Source organism: Sandarakinorhabdus sp. (genome assembly GCF_040398665.1).
Taxonomy (GTDB): Bacteria; Pseudomonadota; Alphaproteobacteria; order Sphingomonadales; family Sphingomonadaceae; genus Sandarakinorhabdus.
The window spans coordinates 112,293-128,857 of the sequence record NZ_JBBATQ010000001.1 but is presented as its reverse complement, the minus strand read 5'-3'; the positions used below and the strand labels follow the sequence as shown (position 1 = coordinate 128,857).

Sequence of the window (16,565 nt, the reverse complement as noted above, 5' to 3'; positions counted from 1 at the left end):
GGGAGATCGACATGATTCGCAAGGTTTGGAAACTCGCGCGCCGCCCGGTCGGGGATATCGCCGACAGCGATCTGGAACTGGTGAGCGAAACCCTGCCCGATCTGGCCGATGGGCAGATCCTGCTGGCGGTGATCTACATCAGCCTCGATCCCACCAACCGCATCTGGATGAGCGACATGGAGCAGTACATGCCCCCCGTCGCCATCGGGGCGCCAATGCGCGCCGGCGTGTGCGGGCGGGTGATCGCCAGCCGCAAACCGGGCATCGCGGAGGGCCAGATCATGGCCGGCCTGGGCGAATGGGCCGATCATATCGTGTCGGACGGCAGCTTCCTGTCGCCGCTGCCCGAACTGCCCGGTGTGCCGCTGGCCGCCACCTATGGCACGCTGGCGCTGGTCGGCCCCACGGCCTATTTCGGCCTGCTCGATATCGGCCAGCCCAAGCCGGGAGAGACGCTGGTGGTGTCAGCGGCGGCGGGCGGGGTCGGGCAGATCGTCGGCCAGATCGGCAAGATCAAGGGGTGCCGCGTGATCGGCATCGCGGGCGGCAAGGCCAAATGCGATTATGTGGTGAACGAACTCGGCTTCGATGCGGCCATTGATTACAAGGCCGAAGATGTCGGCGCAGCGCTGGACCGGCTGGCACCGGGCGGCATCGACATCAATTTCGAACAGGTCGGTGGGCCGATCATGGTCGAGGTGCTTCGCCGCATGAAATTGTTCGGCCGGGTGCCGCTGTGCGGCATGATCTCCACCTACAATGATGTGAACCCCACCGAAGAACCCGGTTTCTGGACGATGATCCTGATGCGCCGGCTGGCCATCCGCGGTTTCATCGTCACCGATTTCGCACCGCGTTTTGGCGAAAGCGGCGCGGCGCTGGCAGGGTGGATGCTGGGCGGGCAGTTGAAGACAAGGCAGGATATCAGGCCGGGCCTGGAAAACGCGGTTGGTGCAGTGCGCGAGCTTTATACCGGCGGCAATTTCGGCAAGCTGCTGATCGAGGTGAGCGCGCCTTGAGAAACGCCTTCCCGGTTGCGGGGGGGCGTTGTGCCGCCGCCGCCTACCCCGAAAACGGCAGCAGGGCCTCCAGCGCTGCCGCGGCGTCGCCCCGCAGCCGCGCCCGAAACGCGTCCTCCACGATGCACGCCTGCTGTTCCAGGCCGTAGCGGGTGAACGGCTTGCCCGGCACGATGGCATAGCGATAGCGCGCCCACGGTGGCCGGCGCAGCGCCAGATGCCCGCCCTGCTGGTACTGCCACGCATGCACCAGTTCATGGATGAAATGCGCCTGATACCCCGGTGAGGCGTCGGCATAATCTTCACGCCAGTTCGGCCCGTTCGGGTGGCACCAGATATGGCCATCGGGTGCCATCGTTACCCACCAGGGCTGCAGCGCCCACCATTTGGCGCGGCGCACCGTCACAAGCGCCGTATCCAGCGCCGTGCCGAACACGCTGGCGGCCAGCGCCATTTCACCGGCGGTCAGGGCGCGCACCTGCGGCACCGAGTCATCCTGATTGGCCATCATCGGGCACGTTAATCGCATCGCCGCCGTCTTGCAGCCCCGGATTTGCTTCCTATATCGCCCCCATAGGAATTGCTTGACGTGAACACGCCGGGGCACCGGCCACATTATCAACCAGGGACGATCCTGCCGCGCTGCCCATGTGGGGTGCATGGGGCCGGGCCCACGAACCAAGAAGGAAGCGCCGATCATGGCAAAGGTTATCGGGATCGATCTGGGCACCACCAACAGCTGTGTGGCCGTGATGGAAGGCTCCGCCCCGCGGGTCATCGAGAATGCCGAAGGCGCGCGCACCACGCCGAGCCAAGTGGCCTTCACCAAGGATGGGGAGCGTCTCGTCGGCCAGCCGGCCAAGCGCCAGGCGGTGACCAACCCGTCCAACACCGTGTTTGCCGTGAAGCGCCTGATCGGCCGCCGCTTCGATGATCCGTTGACCGCCAAGGATGCCGGCCTGGTGCCTTACGAGATCGCCCGCGGCACCAATGGCGATGCCTGGGTGCGTGCCGGCGGCGAGGATTACAGCCCGTCGCAGATTTCCGCCTTCATCCTGCAGAAGATGAAGGAAACCGCCGAGGCCTATCTCGGCGAAACCGTGACGCAGGCGGTGATCACCGTCCCGGCCTATTTCAACGATGCCCAGCGCCAGGCCACCAAGGATGCCGGCAAGATCGCCGGCCTCGAAGTGCTGCGCATCATCAACGAGCCGACCGCGGCCGCGCTGGCCTATGGCCTCGACAAGAAGAATGATGCCCGCACCGTGGCCGTCTATGATCTTGGTGGCGGCACCTTCGATATCTCCATCCTCGAACTGGGCGATGGCGTGTTTGAAGTGAAGTCAACGTCGGGCGACACCTTCCTGGGCGGCGAAGATTTCGACGCCAAGCTGGTGGAATTCCTGTCGGCCGATTTCAAGAAGGCCGAAGGCATCGATCTGACCAAGGACAAATTGGCCCTGCAGCGCCTGAAGGAAGCCGCGGAAAAGGCCAAGATCGAGCTGTCATCTTCGGCGGCGACCGAAGTCAACCTGCCGTTCATCACCGCCGATCAGAACGGCCCGAAGCATCTGGTGAAATCGATCACCCGCACCGATCTGGAAAAGCTGGTGCTCGATCTGATCGAGCGCACCCGCAAGCCGTGCCTGGATGCCATCAAGGAAGCCGGCGTGAAGCCGGGCGATCTGGATGAAGTGATCCTGGTCGGCGGCATGACCCGCATGCCGCGCGTACGCCAGTTCGTGAAGGACTTGTTCGGCAAGGAGCCCAACACCAGCGTCAACCCGGATGAAGTGGTCGCCATGGGCGCCGCCATCCAGGCCGGCGTGCTGCAGGGCGACGTGAAGGACGTGCTGCTGCTCGATGTCACCCCGCTGAGCCTCGGCATCGAGACGCTGGGCGGCGTGTTCACCCGCATGATCGATCGCAATACCACCATCCCGACCAAGAAGAGCCAGGTCTATTCGACGGCGGACGACAACCAGTCGGCGGTGACCATCCGCGTGTTCCAGGGCGAACGCGAAATGGCGGCGGACAACAAGATGCTGGGCCAGTTCGATCTGGTCGGTATCCCGTCCGCGCCGCGCGGCGTGCCGCAGATCGAAGTCACCTTCGACATCGACGCCAACGGGCTCGTGTCCGTCAATGCCAAGGACAAGGGCACCGGCAAGGAACAGCAGATCCGCATCCAGCCGTCGGGCGGCTTGTCCCCGGCGGATATCGACAAGATGGTGCGCGATGCCGAAGCCTTTGCCGATGAAGACAAGAAGCGCCGCGCCGCCGCCGAAGCCCGCAACCAGGCCGACAGCCTGGTGCATTCGACCGAGCGGCAGTTGGCCGAACATGGCGACAAGCTGGCCGCCGACGTGAAGACCAGCATCGAAACCGCCATTGCCGATGTGAAATCGGTGATGGATTCGGGCGATGCCGAGACGATCAACACCCGCGTGCAATCGCTGGGCCAGGTCGCCATGAAGCTGGGCGAAGCGATCTATCAGGCCGAACAGGCCGCCGCCGCCAGCCCTGCCGGGGATGCCCCCAAGGCCGACGATGTGGTCGACGCCGAGTTCACTGACGTGGACGAAGGCAAGAAGTAAATGCGATCCCTCCCCCTCGGGGGAGGGGTTGGTTACGCGCTTCGAGCGAGGCGCGCGAATGCAGCACAGTCTCCCCTCCCGCTCGCGGGAGGGGTTGGGGGTGGGATCGGGGATCGGGACGGGAAGTTGGTGCCGGGCGGCACGAGCCCACCCCCAGCCCCTCCCGCAAGCGGTAGGGGAGCCGTAAATGGCAACCGAAATCGATTTTTATGAGCTGCTCGAAGTGGCGCGCGGTGCCGACGAAGCGGCGCTGAAATCCGCCTATCGCCGGCTCGCCATGAAATATCACCCGGATCGCAATCCGGGCGATGCAGTGGCCGAGCAGCGATTCAAGGCGATCAGCGAAGCCTATGATGTGCTGAAGGACCCGCAGAAGCGGTCGGCCTATGACCGTTTCGGGCATGCCGCGTTCCGCCAGGGTGGCGGCGGTGGCGGCGGCGGCGCGCAGGATTTTGGCGGCTTTGCCGATATCTTCGAAAGCGTGTTCGGCGAATTCATGGGCGGCGGCGGCCAGCGTGGCGGCCGGCGCGGCGGGCCGGCGCGGGGTTCCGATCTGCGCTATGATCTGGAAATGACGCTGGAAGAGGCGTTCAACGGCCGCCAGGCGACGCTGACCATCGATGTTGCGGCCAGTTGCGAACCGTGCGGCGGCCAGGGCGCCAAGCCCGGCACATCGGCGCGCGCCTGCACCACCTGCGGAGGCAACGGCCGGGTCGCCATGCGCCAGGGGCTGTTCATGGTGGAGCGCACCTGCCCGGCCTGCCACGGCCAGGGCCAGATCATCGCCGATCCATGCGCCAGCTGCGGCGGTGCCGGCCGGGTGGAAAAGCAGAAAACGCTGAATGTGAACGTGCCCAAGGGTGTCGATGATGGCACCCGCATCCGGGTGGCGAACGAGGGCGAAGCCGGCGCGCGCGGCGGTCCGGCGGGCGATCTGTATATTTTCGTGCATCTGAGGGCGCATGATATCTTCAAGCGCGACGGCACCACCCTGTTCGCGATCGCGCCGCTGTCGATCACCACGGCGGCGCTGGGTGGCGACATCGATGTGCCGGCGCTGGATCGCGAAAAGACCGTGATCAAGGTGCCCGCCGGCACCCAGACCGGCAAGCAGTTCCGCGTGCGCGGCAAGGGCATGCCGGCCTTGAACAGCGGTGGCTATGGCGATCTGGTCATCCAGGTCGAGGTGGAAACCCCGGTGAAGCTGACCAAGCGCCAGCGCGAGCTGCTGGAAGAATTCCAGACGATCGAAACCAGCGAAGGCGGGCGCAACACGCCGAAAGCGCAAGGGTTTTTCGACAAGCTGAAAGACGCCTGGAACGAATTGACGGAGTAACCCCTCTCCCCCCAAGGCTTTCTGGGCGGGAGAGGGCGAGAGACGCCGTGGGCGGCCCGGGGTGAGGGGGTGCCCACGCGGCGACAATTGCAACCCCTCACCCCGCTCGGCTGCGCCGAGTCGCCCTCTCCCGCAGGGGGAGAGGGGTTACGCGCACCCCCCACTTGCGCTAATCGCCGGCCATGGACCCGACCCGCCTCCACAACCGCCGCATCCTCGTCACCGGCGCCGCCCGCGGGCTGGGCCTCGCCATTGCGCAGCGCTGCGTGGCCGAAGGCGCACAGGTCATGCTGGCCGATGTGCTGCCCGAAGGCGAGGCGCGGGCGGCCGAACTGGGCGCGGCGTTCGTGCATTGCGACGTCACCAACCGGGATGCGATCGCCGCCGCCATTGCGGCGACCGTCGCGCGCTTTGGCGGGCTGGACGGCCTGGTCAACAATGCCGGCATCGCGCCCAAGGGCGACATTTTCAGCGAAACGCCCGACCAGTTCGAACGCGTCATCACCACCAATCTGACCGCGGCCTTTCATGCCACCCAACTGGCGGTGCCGCACATGATCGCGGCCGGGGGCGGCGTCGTCGTCAACATGTCCAGCGTCAACGCGCTGCTCACCATCCCGGCGTTGCTGGCCTATAATGTCGCCAAGGGCGGGCTCAACCAGCTCACCCGCAACACCGCCGTCGCGCTGGCGCCCCACAACATCCGCGTGGTCGGCATCGGGCCGGGCACCATCCTGACCGAATTGGCGAAAAACGCCGTGATGGCCGATGCTGCGGCGCGTGACCAGATCCTGTCGCGCACGCCGTTGGGCCGCGCCGGGGAACCGGACGAGATCGCCGCCATCGCGGCCTTTCTGCTGAGTGACGAGGCCAGTTACATTACCGGCGAGACGCTCTATGCCGACGGCGGCCGGCTTGCCCTCAATTACACCGTGCCTGTTGGAGATGATTCGTGATCGATGCCGAATGGTGGGACTATGACGACGCCGAGGAGATGGCCGAAGCGGTCGCCGGCGACATTGCCTATATCATCGGCCAGGCGCTGGAAGCCCGTGGCCGCGCCATCGTCGCCTTCCCCGGCGGCAGCACGTCGGTGGCGGCGCTGAAGAAGCTTGCCGCCATGCCGATCGAATGGGCGGATGTGACGATCATCCCGACCGATGATCGGCTGGTGCCTGTCACCGATCCGCTGTCCAACGCCGGCATGCTGGCGAAGATCTTCCTGCCGAAAAAGGCGCGTGTTGTGCCGCTGACGGCGGGCGAGAAGGATCCGGTGATGGCCGGCCGCGCGGCGGATGAACGGCTCGCCGATCTTGAGTTCCCGCTGGACGTCGCCTGGCTCGGCGTCGGCGAAGATGGCCACACCGCATCGATCTTTCCCGGCCCGGATTTCGATGCCGCCATCGCTGGCCCCAAGGCGCGCCGCGCCATCGGCGTGCGCCCCGATCCGCTGCCGGCCGAAGCCCCGGTGGCGCGCGTCACGCTGACCGGGCCGACGTTGGCGACCGCGCGCGTCGTCACGCTGGTGCTCAGCGGCAAGGCCAAGCGCAAGACGGTGGAACAGGCGATCAAGCAAGGCGCCTCCAGCACGCTGCCGATCGGTCGCCTGCTCGCCGAACTGGACATGGACATCGATATCCACTGGTGCCCCTGAGCCATGCGCCGGCTGCTGCCGTTGCTGGCGCTGCTGTTGATCGGTGCAGCGCCGCCGCCGGCAATCAGCCTGCCGGTGGATGCGCCGATCCTGGCCAGCATCAACGGGCAGACGGTCGCCCTGTCGGTGGCCACCGGCGGTGTCGATCGCATCACGCTCAATCCTGACACGGTGGCGCGGCTGGGCATCAAGCCGGGCGGGCTGTTCGGCAAGGCGGATGTGAAGATCGGGCGGAGCCGGGTGCTGAGCGGGCGCAACGCCACCGGCAAGATTGCGCTGGCCGGCGTGCGCTTCAACCAGCGCGTGTTCTGGTTTTCAGGCGCTGCGTCCTTGCCGCAACAGGGCAGCATCGGGCCACAGGCGCTGCCGCAGGGCGTGGTGATCGTGCAATTGCAGCCCGGCACAAGCCCGGCCTTTGCCTTGCCGCTCTATGGCGAAATCAACAGCGGCAGCTATGGCGTCGTGCGGGGGCGGGGCTATGGCTTTGGCCTGTCGCTGGATGTGCGGGGGCGCACGCGGTTGCCGCTGGCGTCGGCTGCGGTCGGTGCCGATCTGGCAGCGGCCCTGGGCGGCCGGCTGGTCGGCGAGCCATGGCAGGAGGCGATTTTTCTCGGCATCCGCCGGCCGGTGCGGCGGCTCGTGCTCGATTCGCCGCTGGTCATCGGGCCGTTTCGTTTCACCGAGATTTCGGTGCGCGTGACGGACCGGCGCGACGGCACCGCGCAATTGGCGGATGGCCAGCAGGCGATCAGCGATGCCGACGATGATCCGGCCGAGATCGTCGTGCGCGCCGGCAGCGGCAAGCAGCGCCAGGCGATCTATGTGCTCACGCTGTCGCGCAACCAGCTTGAGGCGCAGGGCTGCACCAGCGTCATTTACGACAAGACTGGCGGGCAAATGCGCCTGGCCTGCTGAGGTCTTTTTTCTGTCATGCAGGGCGGCTAGGCGTAAGACATGATGCGATCAATCCTCCTGCCGATGGTGATGCTGCTGATGGCTGCCGCTCCGCCTCCCAAAGCCGTTGCAGTGCCGCCGCCGGGGCCGCCGATCATCATCGCGCATCGCGGCGCCAGTGCGGAACGGCCCGAACACACGCTGGCCGCCTATGAACGCGCCATCGAACAGGGCGCGGATTTCATCGAGCCCGATCTGGTGCCGACGAAGGACCATCAGTTGGTCGCCCGCCACGAGAACGAGATTTCCGGCACCACCGATGTGGCCAGCCGGCCGGAATTTGCCGCCCGCAAGGCGACGAAAACCATCGACGGCGAAACCATGACCGGCTGGTTCACCGAGGATTTCACCCTGGCCGAATTGAAGACGCTGCGGGCCAGGGAGCGCCTGCCGCAACTGCGCCCGGCCAACACGGCCTACGACGGCCAGTATGAAATCCCGACCTTCGCCGAAATCATCGCGCTGGCCAAGGCGGGCTCGGCCCGCACCGGGCGCACGATCGGCATCTATCCCGAAACCAAGCACCCCAGCTATTTCCGCACGCTGGGCCTGCCCATCGAGCCGGTGCTGCTGAAGCAATTGGCAGCAGCGGGCTGGACCACCGCGGCGGCGCCGGTGTTCATCCAGAGCTTTGAAATCGACAATCTCAAGGCCTTGCACACGCAGACCGGCGTCCGCCTGATCCAGTTGATGGCACCGGCCGGCATATCGGCGGATGGCCATGATTATGCCGCACTGGCAACGCCGGCGGGCTTGCAGGGCGTGGCCAGCTACGCCTTTGGCATCGGCCCGGAAAAGACGATGATCATCGCGCGCGATGCGGCCGGCAAACTGGCTGCGCCAACCAATCTGGTGGCGGACGCGCATGCCGCCGGCTTGCAGGTCCACCCCTGGACGTTCCGGCCGGAAAATTTCTTCGTGCCGGCCGATCTGAAGGCCGGCAACGATCCGCGCGGCCGCGGTGATGTCGAGGCGGAAATCCGGGTGTTTCTGGCCACCGGCATCGATGGCCTGTTCAGCGATTCGACCGCGGCGGCGGTCAGGGCGCTGGCTCCAGCGGCTCTGCCATCTGGGGCCAATCCAGCACGAAATTGATGTGCGCCGCCGCGATCGGCTTGTCGCGGCCCCCCCTGCCTTCAGACTCTTGCCACACCTGCGCCTGCACATTCACCACGCGGCGGCCCAGCCGGGTGATGCTGGCGGTGGCGCGGCTGGCCGTGGCGGCGCCCTCGCGCATGTAATCCACCGTCACCGTCACCGGCCGCACACGCGGCAGCGCTTCACCTTCGGGCTGGGCGGCGATCACGGTCAACAGCCCGGCCAGTTCGAGCAGGCCGGCAATCGCGCCGCCGTGCAGCCGGCCGGGGGAGCCGATCAGCGTCTCGTCGAACGGCATGATCAGATGCAGTTCTTCGCCAACGCGCTCGAACGACAGATCGAGCAGCGCCGCATAGGGCAGCATGTCGAGCCGGCCGGCGGGGCCCTTCAGGGCGGCAGCAAGGATCGGGCTGGTCATCCCTGCCACCCCGGTGCCAGTTTCGAGGCGGCAAACATGAAGGTGCCCGCGACATGCGCGATCGGATCGGCCGGGTCGCCATCATGGGCAAGGCCGCGCACGAAGGCGATCTGGCGCGTCATCCGGTAACATTCGCCGCGCGCCGTCACCGTGGCTTCGGCACGCGGGGACCGGACATAATCGGTGCGCAGATCGAGCGTGGCGTGCGGTTCGAACGCGCCGCGCGCCAGCATCGATGCCATGCCCACCGCCGTGTCCATCAGCGTGAAGATCGGGCCGGACGCCCATATGCCATGATCGGGATCGACCAGCAGTTGCGGCGCGAACGGCAATTGCAGCTCCACCCAGCGATCGCCAGCGGTGATGAAGCGCAGCCCCAGCCTTTTGTTGTGCGGCACCCGGCCGATGAACGGCCCCATGAACTGGCCGACCTGATCGGCGAAGCTGGTCATGCGCGCCGGCTTTCCGGGGCGCCGTCGGCGGCGCGCGCCAGCGCCTCGATGCGGCCGATCATGGAAGCAAGGCCTTGCGTGCGGTTCGACGAAAGATGCTTGGCGAGGCCCAGCCCGTCCAGCCGCGACTTGATCGCCGCCGCGTCAATCTCTGCGGGCCGGCGGCCATCGGCCAGCATCAGCACCAGTGCCACCAGGCCCTTGACGATGGCGGCATCGCTGTCGGCGGCAAAGCGCAGCACATCGCCATCGCGGCTGGGATGCAGCCACACCTGGCTGGCGCAGCCGCGCACCTTGGTGGCGTCGGTTTTCAGGGCCGGGTCCATCGCCGGCAGGGCCTGGCCCAGTGCGATGATCAGCCGGTAGCGGTCGTCCCAGTCGTCGAAGGCGTCGAACTCAGCCTCGACATCAGCAAAATCGGTGATGGCCATGGCCGCGGTTCTTGCGGCGCAAGACCGGGCCGGTCAACCCCGGGGCCGCATGGGCTCAGAGATCGACACCCGCCGCGATGGCTTCCAGTTTGCGGATTCGCTCCTTCAGGTCGGCCAGATCGATGCGCTGGCTGATCGCCGGCAGATCCTCGCCGGTGGTGCGCGGCCGGGCATCGAGTTCGCGGGTTTTCAGCTTCAGCCAGCCGGCCCAGCTCCAGGCGGCCAGGCTGCCCAGCATGGCAAGGCCGATCAGGGCCGCACCGGACAGGATCAGCAGATATTCGGCGGAAGGCACTGGCGGGGGCATCTGTGTCTCCTTTCCTTGGCTTCAGGTTCGAGCCGGGGGGTCATTTGTCCTTGAGCGAGTCGATTTCTTCGGCAAGTCGCTTGGCCGGATCAGTGGCGAGCCGCTCCAGCACGCGCAGCCGTTCGTTCAGTCGCGCGACCTCGGCCTGCAGCCGCAGATTTTCGGAACCATCGCCGGCACTGGCCTGCAACGTCTTGCGCTGGTCCTTCCGGCTCATGCGGCCAGAAAACACTCGGCCAATGGTGACGATCAGCACGATCATCACCACCATTTCAAACGGGTTCATTGCGGTATCCTTTGCTGGCCCGGCGGGGCCGGTGGGATCAGTTCAATTGCTTGGTGCGCAGTTCTTCGATTTCGGCGGCGAGCATCGTCGGCTTGTCGGTGGCGATGCGTTCCAGCACCGCCATGCGATCCTTGATGCTGCCCAGTTCGGCGCGCAGCTGGGCGTTTTCCTGGCTGATCAGCCGGATGCGTTCCATCGCTTCGCCGCCGCCGTTGGGATAGAGCGGCTTGCCCCAGCTGTTTTCCAGCGGATAGCCGTTCTTGATCTTCATCCAGGTGGTGACCACCCAGCCGATGACGCCGGCAACACCGACGGTGGCGATCACCGGGCCGAACTGGTTGGCGATGATCGCAAGATTTTCCGGATTCACGGCCATCGAACTCAGCCTTTCAGTTCAATTGTTTGGGCGTGTCGCGCAGCGCTTCGATCTGTGACGAGAGGCCCTCGTTGCGATCGGTGACGATGCGGTTGAGCACGGCGACACGTTCTTCCAGCGTGGCGACACGGCTGGCATATTGCGCGGCCTGTTCGGCGGTGGCCGACGCGGTGAGCTGCAGCTGCTTTTCCTTCAGATCGGCCCAGCGCCGGAAGCCGGTGAGCAGGATGCCGAAGATCGGGATGGAAACGCCCAGGATCGGGATCAGGGCAAAAATGGCGTTTTCGCTCATGGTGGGGTCCCTCAACGCAGATTTTCGATTTCGGCGGTCAGCCGGGCCGGGGCATCGGTGGCGATGCGTTCCAGCACCGACAGCCGTTCTTCCAGCCGGCCGATCTTGCCGCGCAGCAGATCATTTTCCTGGGCGAGCAACTGGTTCTGGCGGGCCAGCTCGGGGTTTTCCTTGTGCACCTTGCCGCCCCATTCGCCTTCCAGCGGATAACCGTGGCGGGCGCGGATCTGGGTGGTGATGATCCAGGCAACAAAGCTCATCGCGACGATGGCAAGGACGAATGTCGGGCCTCCGAATTCCATGGCGTATCTCCCCGGTGCGTGTGTTTCAGCGCAGCTTTTCGATTTCGTCAGCCAGTTGTCGGCTGTCACTGGTGACGTGGAACTCCAGATCACGCAGGCGGCGATCGGCATCGCGGAACTGGGCGTTCACATCGCGCAGGGTGCGCTTGGGCGCCACCCGCACATCGCGCCAGAATTCCACGCGCTCGGGGCTCTGGTCATACAAGGTGTTCGGCTTGGCATTGGCGATCCAGCCGATGGCCAGATAGGCCAGGATGGTCGATCCCCCGCCAACGATGGTGCCGACGGCAAAACCGATGCGGACGATGGTGACATCCCAGCCGAAATAATCGGCGATGCCGGCACAAACGCCCATGATCTTGCCATTGCGTTTGTCGAGATAGAATTGGGTGCGGCTGGCAGACATGATGGTCTTCCCTGTTGGCCAGGGCGCGGACGAGCGCGGTCCCGGCGGCCTGTGGTTCAGCGGATCGAATTGGCGATCAGCCCGATGAGCAGATAGATCAGCACCGGCGAGCCGACGCCGCACACCGCAGCGAGCACGAAGGCAATGCGGACCAGCGTGACATCCCAGCCGAAATAATCGGCGATGCCGGCGCACACGCCCATGATCTTGCCGGCGGACTTGTTGAGGAGAAATTGGCGGCTCATGTGGGCCTCCTTTCGGCCAGGTGATCGGTTGGAACCGGATCAGCGCAACTGCCGGCGTTGTTCCGACAGATCGGCGATGCGACTGTCTTTCCAGTTGGGGTTTTCCGCAGCGATGATGCGCTCCACGCTTTCGATGCGTTGATCGAGCCGGCGGGCGAGATCGTGCAGCTCATCGAGCAGCGCTTCATCCTGGCTGGAAATACCGGTCTGGCTTTTCCATTTCGTGACATAATGCATGATCAGCCAAGGCAGGCCGATGATCGGCGTGCCGACCGCGACGCACAGGGCAATGACTTCGGTGATTTCCATCGGATCAACCTTCCGTCTTGCCGATGCGCGCCTTCATGGCGGCCAGTTCGGCATCGACTTCATCGTTGGTCTGCAACGACGCGAATTCGTCGGCCAGGCTGCGCACATCGGCGGGGCCGCCCAGGCCCAGCGCATCGGCGCGGCCTTCGGCCATGTCGGCGCGGCGTTCGAGCACTTCGAAGCGGCTGAACGCCTCTTCGACGCGCGGCCCGCGGATCATCTCGCGCAGCTTGGAGCGCTGGGTGGCGCTTTCGATGCGGTTGAACAGCGCGTTCTGGCGTGACCGGGCTTCGCGCAGCTTGCTTTCCAGCTTGGCGATGTCGGCCTCGTTCAGGGCCAGCGTTTCATTGAGCAGATCGACCTCGGCCTGGGTGGTGTCGATGAAGGCCTTGGCCTTGTTCTTCTCCGTCAGCGCGGCCTTGGCGAGATCTTCGCGGTTCTTGGACAGCGCCAGCTCGGCCTTGTCCTGCCAATCCTGCACGGCCTGGCTCGCCTTGATCATCGCGCGCTTCATTTCCTTCTGATCGGCGATGGTGCGGGCGGCGGCGGCGCGAACTTCCACCAGGGTTTCCTCCATCTCCATGATGATCATGCGGATCATCTTGGCCGGGTCTTCAGCCCGGTCGAGCAGGTCGGTCACATTGGCTGCGATGATATCGCGGGTTCGCGAAAAAATGCCCATTGGTCTGATCTCCAGAAATTCGAACTTGGCGGCGCTCAAAGTGGCCGGGGCCGGTTCCGTTGCGAAGGGGCGGTGCGCTGGAAGAATCCCGGGAACTTGGGCCCCGACCATCGCCGCGTTCGTCACGCCACGATATCGCCGTTTGCAGCCGCCGTCACCATGGCCGGGCCAGTGGCGGCGCCGATGAAGGTGAAGCCGATCACGACAGTGGCCAGCAGGGCGATGAGGTTGCGGCCGAAGTTGGGGATATTGATGGTCATTTCTGGTCTCCTTGGCTTGGTTGTCGCGGCTTGTGCCGCTCATGCCAGATGTATTGCAGGGGTCGTGCCAAGTGGATTTCCCGCGACAAGTGCTTGATAAGATTGGCACTGACCTGTATGTTGGCAAATAGTTTCGCGCAGGATTTGCCAAGAGTTGGGAAAATATGCCAACTCTGTGGAATGGCTGCTCCTGCACAGATGATCGGTTCCTCGTTCAGCTTCCTCGATGCGGTCGAGAAGGCGTCGGCGGCGGCTGCGCTCAACCGTCCGGTGCTGGTGATCGGGGAGCGCGGCACCGGCAAGGAGCTGATCGCCGATCGTCTGCACCGCCTGTCCCCGCGCTGGTCGCAGACGCTGGTGTCCTTGAATTGCGCAGCGCTGCCGGAAAATCTGATCGATGCCGAATTGTTCGGTTACGAGGCCGGCGCCTTCACCGGCGCGCAGCGCGCGCGCGCCGGGCGCTTCGAGGATGCCGATGGCGGCACCTTGTTTCTGGACGAGATCGGCACGCTGTCCAGCCAGGCGCAGGAGCGGCTGTTGCGCGTGGTCGAATATGGCGAGCTGTCGCGGCTGGGATCGAACAAGCTGATCAGTGTCGATGTGCGGCTGGTCGGCGCCACCAACGAGGATCTGCCGGCGATGGTCGAGCAGGGCCGGTTCCGCGCCGATCTGCTCGACCGGCTGAGTTTTGAAGTCATCACCTTGCCGCCGCTTCGCGAACGCGCCGAGGATATCGACATCTTGGCCATGCATTTCGCGCGCCGCATGGCCGCTGAACTGGGCTGGCCGCGCTTTCCGGGCTTTTCCCCGCGTGTGCAGGAACAATTGATCAGTTGGCACTGGCCGGGCAATGTCCGCGAGCTGAAGAATGTCGTGGAGCGCGCGCTGTATCGCTGGGGCGATGCCGATCGGCCGATCGGGCAACTGGTGATCGATCCGTTCGAATCGCCGTGGCGGCCCAAGCCCTCGAAGACGTCTCAGCGGGCCGCGGCTGCGGCTGTGCCCGTTGCCGATCCTGTCGCCGAAGCCTGCGACGCGCCGCCCTCGCGGCTGGAGACGATCACCGATCTGCGCGGCGCCGTGGCGGCTTATGAAAAACAGATATTGGAATGCGCGCTGGACAAGCATCGCCACAACCAGCGCCGCACCGCCGCCGGCCTGGGCCTGAGCTATGACCAGTTGCGCCATGCCCTGAAACGGCATGACCTGCTGGGGGAGTAGCGATCAGTCCAGCTTCATCCCATGTTTCACCAGCAGCGGCGTCTGTGCCATGGTGAAGGCGAAAATCACGAGGGTGACGCCCCACACCTTGAAGCTGAGCCAGTCGTCATAGCTGAGCAGTCGCCGCGCCGTTTCGTTGGCGGCGAGCAGCGCGAGGAACAGCAGCGCCCAGTTGCGGGTGAGCAGCCGCCAGCCGCGATCCGACAGGCCGGGCAGGGCCTCACCCATCACCAGTTGCAGCGTCGGCCGGCCGGTGGCGAGCCCGCCGAGCAGCAGCGCCGCGAACACGCCATAGATGATGCTGGGTTTGAGCTGGATGAACGCCTTGTCCTGCAGCCAGATGGTCAGGCCGCCGAACAGCACGACCACCACCGTGGTGAAGATCATCGCGGCCGGAAGATGGCGGGTCTTGGCATAATGCCACACGGCGGCAATCAAGGTGGCGACGATGAACACGCCGGTGCCGATCACGGCGCTGGCCACATCGGCACCGGCCAGGCCGGGCAGGTCGCCGCGCTCGAACAGCGCCTTGCCGGCCTTGCTACCGGCGAAGAACAGCAGCAACGGGCCGAAATTGACGGCAATCTTGCTGGCGGTGGACAGTTTCGGGCGCTCGGCGGTCATGGCGCTGCCCTTAACCGGATTTGCCGCCTGCGTCACGCCTGCGCAGGCTACGGGGGTGACGAAGCCGGGGCGAGCCATTAAGCGAAGATCGTGGTCGAACCCCTGATCCTCGACAATCTGGCCTGCCGGCGTGGCGGGCGCCTGCTGTTTGAAGGCTTGTCAGCGCGGCTTGAAGCCGGCGGTGCGCTGCTGCTCACCGGGCGCAACGGCGCTGGCAAATCGTCGCTGCTGCGGCTGCTCGCCGGCCTGTTGCAGGCAGAGGTGGGCGATGTGCGTGGTGGCGGCCGCCGCGCCTATCTGGGGCATGACGTGGCACTGAAACCCCGGCAGAGCCTGGGCAGTGAACTGGCCTATTGGGCGCGGCTGGATGATGGCCTGGCGCGGTTGCCGGCGGCGATGGATGCCATGAACGTTGCGGCACTGGTCGATGTGCCGTGCCGGCATCTGTCCAGTGGCCAGCGGCGGCGGGCCGGGCTGGCGCGCGTGCTGGCCGCCGGCGCCGATTGCTGGCTGCTCGATGAGCCGACGGCCGGCCTCGACACCGCATCGGCGCAATTGCTGGCCGATGCGATGGCGGCACACCGGGCGACTGGCGGCCTGGTGGTGGCGGCCGTGCACGGCGATATCGGCCTGGCCGATGCCGCCGAAGTGCGGATCGGCTGATGTTCCTGTTGCTCGTCCGCCGCGATCTGCTGCTGATCGCCCGCTCCCCGGCGTTGTGGCTGCCGGTGATGTTCTTCGTGCTGGCCGCCGCGCTGTTTCCGTTCGCGGTGGGGCCGGATGCGCGGTTGCTGGCGCGAATCGCGCCGGGGATCATCTGGGTGTCGGCGCTGCTGGCGGCGCTGCTGCCGGTGGAAACCTTGCTGGCGCCCGACGTGGAGGATGGCAGCATCGACCAACTGATCGCACGCGGCATATCGCTGGAACTGGTGTGCGCGGCGCGCATCCTGGCGCATTGGGTGGGCTTTGCGCTGCCGTTGCTGGCGGCCCTGCCGGTGGCTGGCGTGCTGTTGGGCATGAACAGCGACGATGGGATGCGCATCGGGCTGGCGTTGCTGCTCGGCACGCCGGCGTTGGCCAGCCTGGCGGTCGTGGCCGCCGCGTTGACCGCGGGCCTGCGCGGCGGCGGTGCGCTGGCCGGGCTGATCGTGCTGCCGCTGGCGTTGCCGGTGCTGATTTTCGGGGTGGGGTCGGATGTGGCCGGCGCATTCCGCCTGCTCGGCGCGGCCAGCCTGGTGGCGCTGGCGGTGGGGCCGTTTGCAGCGGCGGCAGCGCTCAAGCCCGAATAGCGCTCGC

25 protein-coding genes are annotated in these 16,565 nt (G+C 65.8%); 10 read left to right on the top strand and 15 right to left on the bottom strand.

All coding sequences use genetic code 11. The features are described 5' to 3' along the window. Nucleotides 1-11: 11 nt before the first annotated feature. Nucleotides 12-1,019 (top strand): NADP-dependent oxidoreductase, encoded by a 1,008-nt coding sequence (locus tag ABWP22_RS00580; RefSeq protein WP_353197982.1) that lies wholly within the window; start codon nucleotides 12-14, stop codon nucleotides 1,017-1,019. 43 nt (nucleotides 1,020-1,062) lie between these two features. Here the strand turns inward: ABWP22_RS00580 and ABWP22_RS00575 are convergent, their stop codons facing one another. After that, nucleotides 1,063-1,530: a vgr related protein gene (locus ABWP22_RS00575; protein ID WP_353197981.1), complete on the bottom strand. Its 468-nt coding sequence runs from the start codon at nucleotides 1,528-1,530 to the stop codon at nucleotides 1,063-1,065. A gap of 187 nt (nucleotides 1,531-1,717) precedes the next feature. Here ABWP22_RS00575 and dnaK point away from each other — a divergent pair, with 187 nt between their 5' ends. The 6 genes from dnaK to ABWP22_RS00545 all read left to right on the top strand — a co-directional run bounded on the left by dnaK (nucleotide 1,718) and on the right by ABWP22_RS00545 (nucleotide 8,655). Then, nucleotides 1,718-3,616 carry a molecular chaperone DnaK gene (dnaK, locus tag ABWP22_RS00570; protein WP_353197980.1) on the top strand — a complete coding sequence of 633 codons (1,899 nt, stop codon included), beginning with the start codon at nucleotides 1,718-1,720 and terminating at the stop codon, nucleotides 3,614-3,616. Between the two features lie 187 nt (nucleotides 3,617-3,803). After that, complete coding sequence (gene dnaJ / locus ABWP22_RS00565) at nucleotides 3,804-4,952, top strand: molecular chaperone DnaJ (protein WP_353197979.1); 1,149 nt, start codon at nucleotides 3,804-3,806, stop codon at nucleotides 4,950-4,952. Between the two features lie 182 nt (nucleotides 4,953-5,134). Then, nucleotides 5,135-5,908: an SDR family NAD(P)-dependent oxidoreductase gene (locus ABWP22_RS00560; protein ID WP_353197978.1), complete on the top strand. Its 774-nt coding sequence runs from the start codon at nucleotides 5,135-5,137 to the stop codon at nucleotides 5,906-5,908. Continuing rightward, nucleotides 5,905-6,606 carry a 6-phosphogluconolactonase gene (pgl, locus tag ABWP22_RS00555; RefSeq protein ID WP_353197977.1) on the top strand — a complete coding sequence of 234 codons (702 nt, stop codon included), beginning with the start codon at nucleotides 5,905-5,907 and terminating at the stop codon, nucleotides 6,604-6,606. Before ABWP22_RS00560 ends, pgl begins: the two co-directional genes overlap by 4 nt. 3 nt (nucleotides 6,607-6,609) lie before the next feature. Continuing rightward, complete coding sequence (locus ABWP22_RS00550; protein WP_353197976.1) at nucleotides 6,610-7,521, top strand: hypothetical protein; 912 nt, start codon at nucleotides 6,610-6,612, stop codon at nucleotides 7,519-7,521. A gap of 39 nt (nucleotides 7,522-7,560) precedes the next feature. Beyond that, the gene (locus tag ABWP22_RS00545) at nucleotides 7,561-8,655 is read left to right on the top strand and encodes a glycerophosphodiester phosphodiesterase (RefSeq protein ID WP_353197975.1); all 1,095 of its coding nucleotides are present in this window, start codon (nucleotides 7,561-7,563) and stop codon (nucleotides 8,653-8,655) included. Here ABWP22_RS00545 and ABWP22_RS00540 read toward each other — a convergent pair. From ABWP22_RS00540 to ABWP22_RS00480, 13 genes are all read right to left on the bottom strand, one after another. Further along, nucleotides 8,600-9,076 (bottom strand): PaaI family thioesterase, encoded by a 477-nt coding sequence (locus ABWP22_RS00540; protein ID WP_353197974.1) that lies wholly within the window; start codon nucleotides 9,074-9,076, stop codon nucleotides 8,600-8,602. The two genes, ABWP22_RS00545 and ABWP22_RS00540, sit on opposite strands and share 56 nt — an antisense overlap. Beyond that, nucleotides 9,073-9,528: a PaaI family thioesterase gene (locus tag ABWP22_RS00535; protein ID WP_353197973.1), complete on the bottom strand. Its 456-nt coding sequence runs from the start codon at nucleotides 9,526-9,528 to the stop codon at nucleotides 9,073-9,075. Before ABWP22_RS00535 ends, ABWP22_RS00540 begins: the two co-directional genes overlap by 4 nt. Continuing rightward, the gene (locus tag ABWP22_RS00530) at nucleotides 9,525-9,959 is read right to left on the bottom strand and encodes a SufE family protein (RefSeq protein ID WP_353197972.1); all 435 of its coding nucleotides are present in this window, start codon (nucleotides 9,957-9,959) and stop codon (nucleotides 9,525-9,527) included. Before ABWP22_RS00530 ends, ABWP22_RS00535 begins: the two co-directional genes overlap by 4 nt. Nucleotides 9,960-10,014: 55 nt before the next feature. Continuing rightward, complete coding sequence (locus ABWP22_RS00525; RefSeq protein WP_353197971.1) at nucleotides 10,015-10,266, bottom strand: hypothetical protein; 252 nt, start codon at nucleotides 10,264-10,266, stop codon at nucleotides 10,015-10,017. Nucleotides 10,267-10,306: 40 nt separating this feature from the next. Continuing rightward, complete coding sequence (locus ABWP22_RS00520) at nucleotides 10,307-10,552, bottom strand: hypothetical protein (protein WP_353197970.1); 246 nt, start codon at nucleotides 10,550-10,552, stop codon at nucleotides 10,307-10,309. A 37-nt stretch (nucleotides 10,553-10,589) separates the two neighbouring features. After that, nucleotides 10,590-10,928, bottom strand: coding sequence for a hypothetical protein (locus tag ABWP22_RS00515; protein WP_353197969.1), 339 nt, complete (start codon nucleotides 10,926-10,928; stop codon nucleotides 10,590-10,592). A gap of 13 nt (nucleotides 10,929-10,941) precedes the next feature. Continuing rightward, a complete protein-coding gene (locus ABWP22_RS00510) occupies nucleotides 10,942-11,220 on the bottom strand; it encodes a hypothetical protein (protein ID WP_353197968.1) in 279 nt (92 codons plus the stop codon). Between the two features lie 11 nt (nucleotides 11,221-11,231). Beyond that, nucleotides 11,232-11,522, bottom strand: coding sequence for a hypothetical protein (locus ABWP22_RS00505; protein WP_353197967.1), 291 nt, complete (start codon nucleotides 11,520-11,522; stop codon nucleotides 11,232-11,234). A gap of 25 nt (nucleotides 11,523-11,547) precedes the next feature. Further along, nucleotides 11,548-11,928 (bottom strand): envelope stress response membrane protein PspC, encoded by a 381-nt coding sequence (gene pspC / locus ABWP22_RS00500; RefSeq protein ID WP_353197966.1) that lies wholly within the window; start codon nucleotides 11,926-11,928, stop codon nucleotides 11,548-11,550. Nucleotides 11,929-11,984: 56 nt separating this feature from the next. Beyond that, complete coding sequence (locus tag ABWP22_RS00495; RefSeq protein WP_353197965.1) at nucleotides 11,985-12,173, bottom strand: PspC domain-containing protein; 189 nt, start codon at nucleotides 12,171-12,173, stop codon at nucleotides 11,985-11,987. A 39-nt stretch (nucleotides 12,174-12,212) separates the two neighbouring features. After that, on the bottom strand, nucleotides 12,213-12,482 hold the full coding sequence (pspB, locus tag ABWP22_RS00490) for an envelope stress response membrane protein PspB (protein WP_353197964.1): 270 nt from the start codon (nucleotides 12,480-12,482) through the stop codon (nucleotides 12,213-12,215). Between the two features lie 4 nt (nucleotides 12,483-12,486). Beyond that, the gene (gene pspA, locus ABWP22_RS00485) at nucleotides 12,487-13,164 is read right to left on the bottom strand and encodes a phage shock protein PspA (RefSeq protein ID WP_353197963.1); all 678 of its coding nucleotides are present in this window, start codon (nucleotides 13,162-13,164) and stop codon (nucleotides 12,487-12,489) included. Between the two features lie 122 nt (nucleotides 13,165-13,286). Then, nucleotides 13,287-13,424: a hypothetical protein gene (locus ABWP22_RS00480; RefSeq protein ID WP_353197962.1), complete on the bottom strand. Its 138-nt coding sequence runs from the start codon at nucleotides 13,422-13,424 to the stop codon at nucleotides 13,287-13,289. Nucleotides 13,425-13,604: 180 nt separating this feature from the next. Here ABWP22_RS00480 and pspF point away from each other — a divergent pair, with 180 nt between their 5' ends. Further along, nucleotides 13,605-14,645, top strand: coding sequence for a phage shock protein operon transcriptional activator (gene pspF, locus ABWP22_RS00475; RefSeq protein WP_353197961.1), 1,041 nt, complete (start codon nucleotides 13,605-13,607; stop codon nucleotides 14,643-14,645). Nucleotides 14,646-14,648: 3 nt separating this feature from the next. Here pspF and ABWP22_RS00470 read toward each other — a convergent pair whose 3' ends face one another. Then, a complete protein-coding gene (locus ABWP22_RS00470; protein WP_353197960.1) occupies nucleotides 14,649-15,269 on the bottom strand; it encodes an inner membrane-spanning protein YciB in 621 nt (206 codons plus the stop codon). Between the two features lie 90 nt (nucleotides 15,270-15,359). On the opposite strand from ABWP22_RS00470, the gene ccmA reads away from it, so the two are divergent. Continuing rightward, on the top strand, nucleotides 15,360-15,932 hold the full coding sequence (gene ccmA, locus ABWP22_RS00465; protein WP_353197959.1) for a heme ABC exporter ATP-binding protein CcmA: 573 nt from the start codon (nucleotides 15,360-15,362) through the stop codon (nucleotides 15,930-15,932). After that, on the top strand, nucleotides 15,932-16,558 hold the full coding sequence (gene ccmB, locus ABWP22_RS00460) for a heme exporter protein CcmB (RefSeq protein WP_353197958.1): 627 nt from the start codon (nucleotides 15,932-15,934) through the stop codon (nucleotides 16,556-16,558). Before ccmA ends, ccmB begins: the two co-directional genes overlap by 1 nt. Nucleotides 16,559-16,565: the final 7 nt, after the last annotated feature.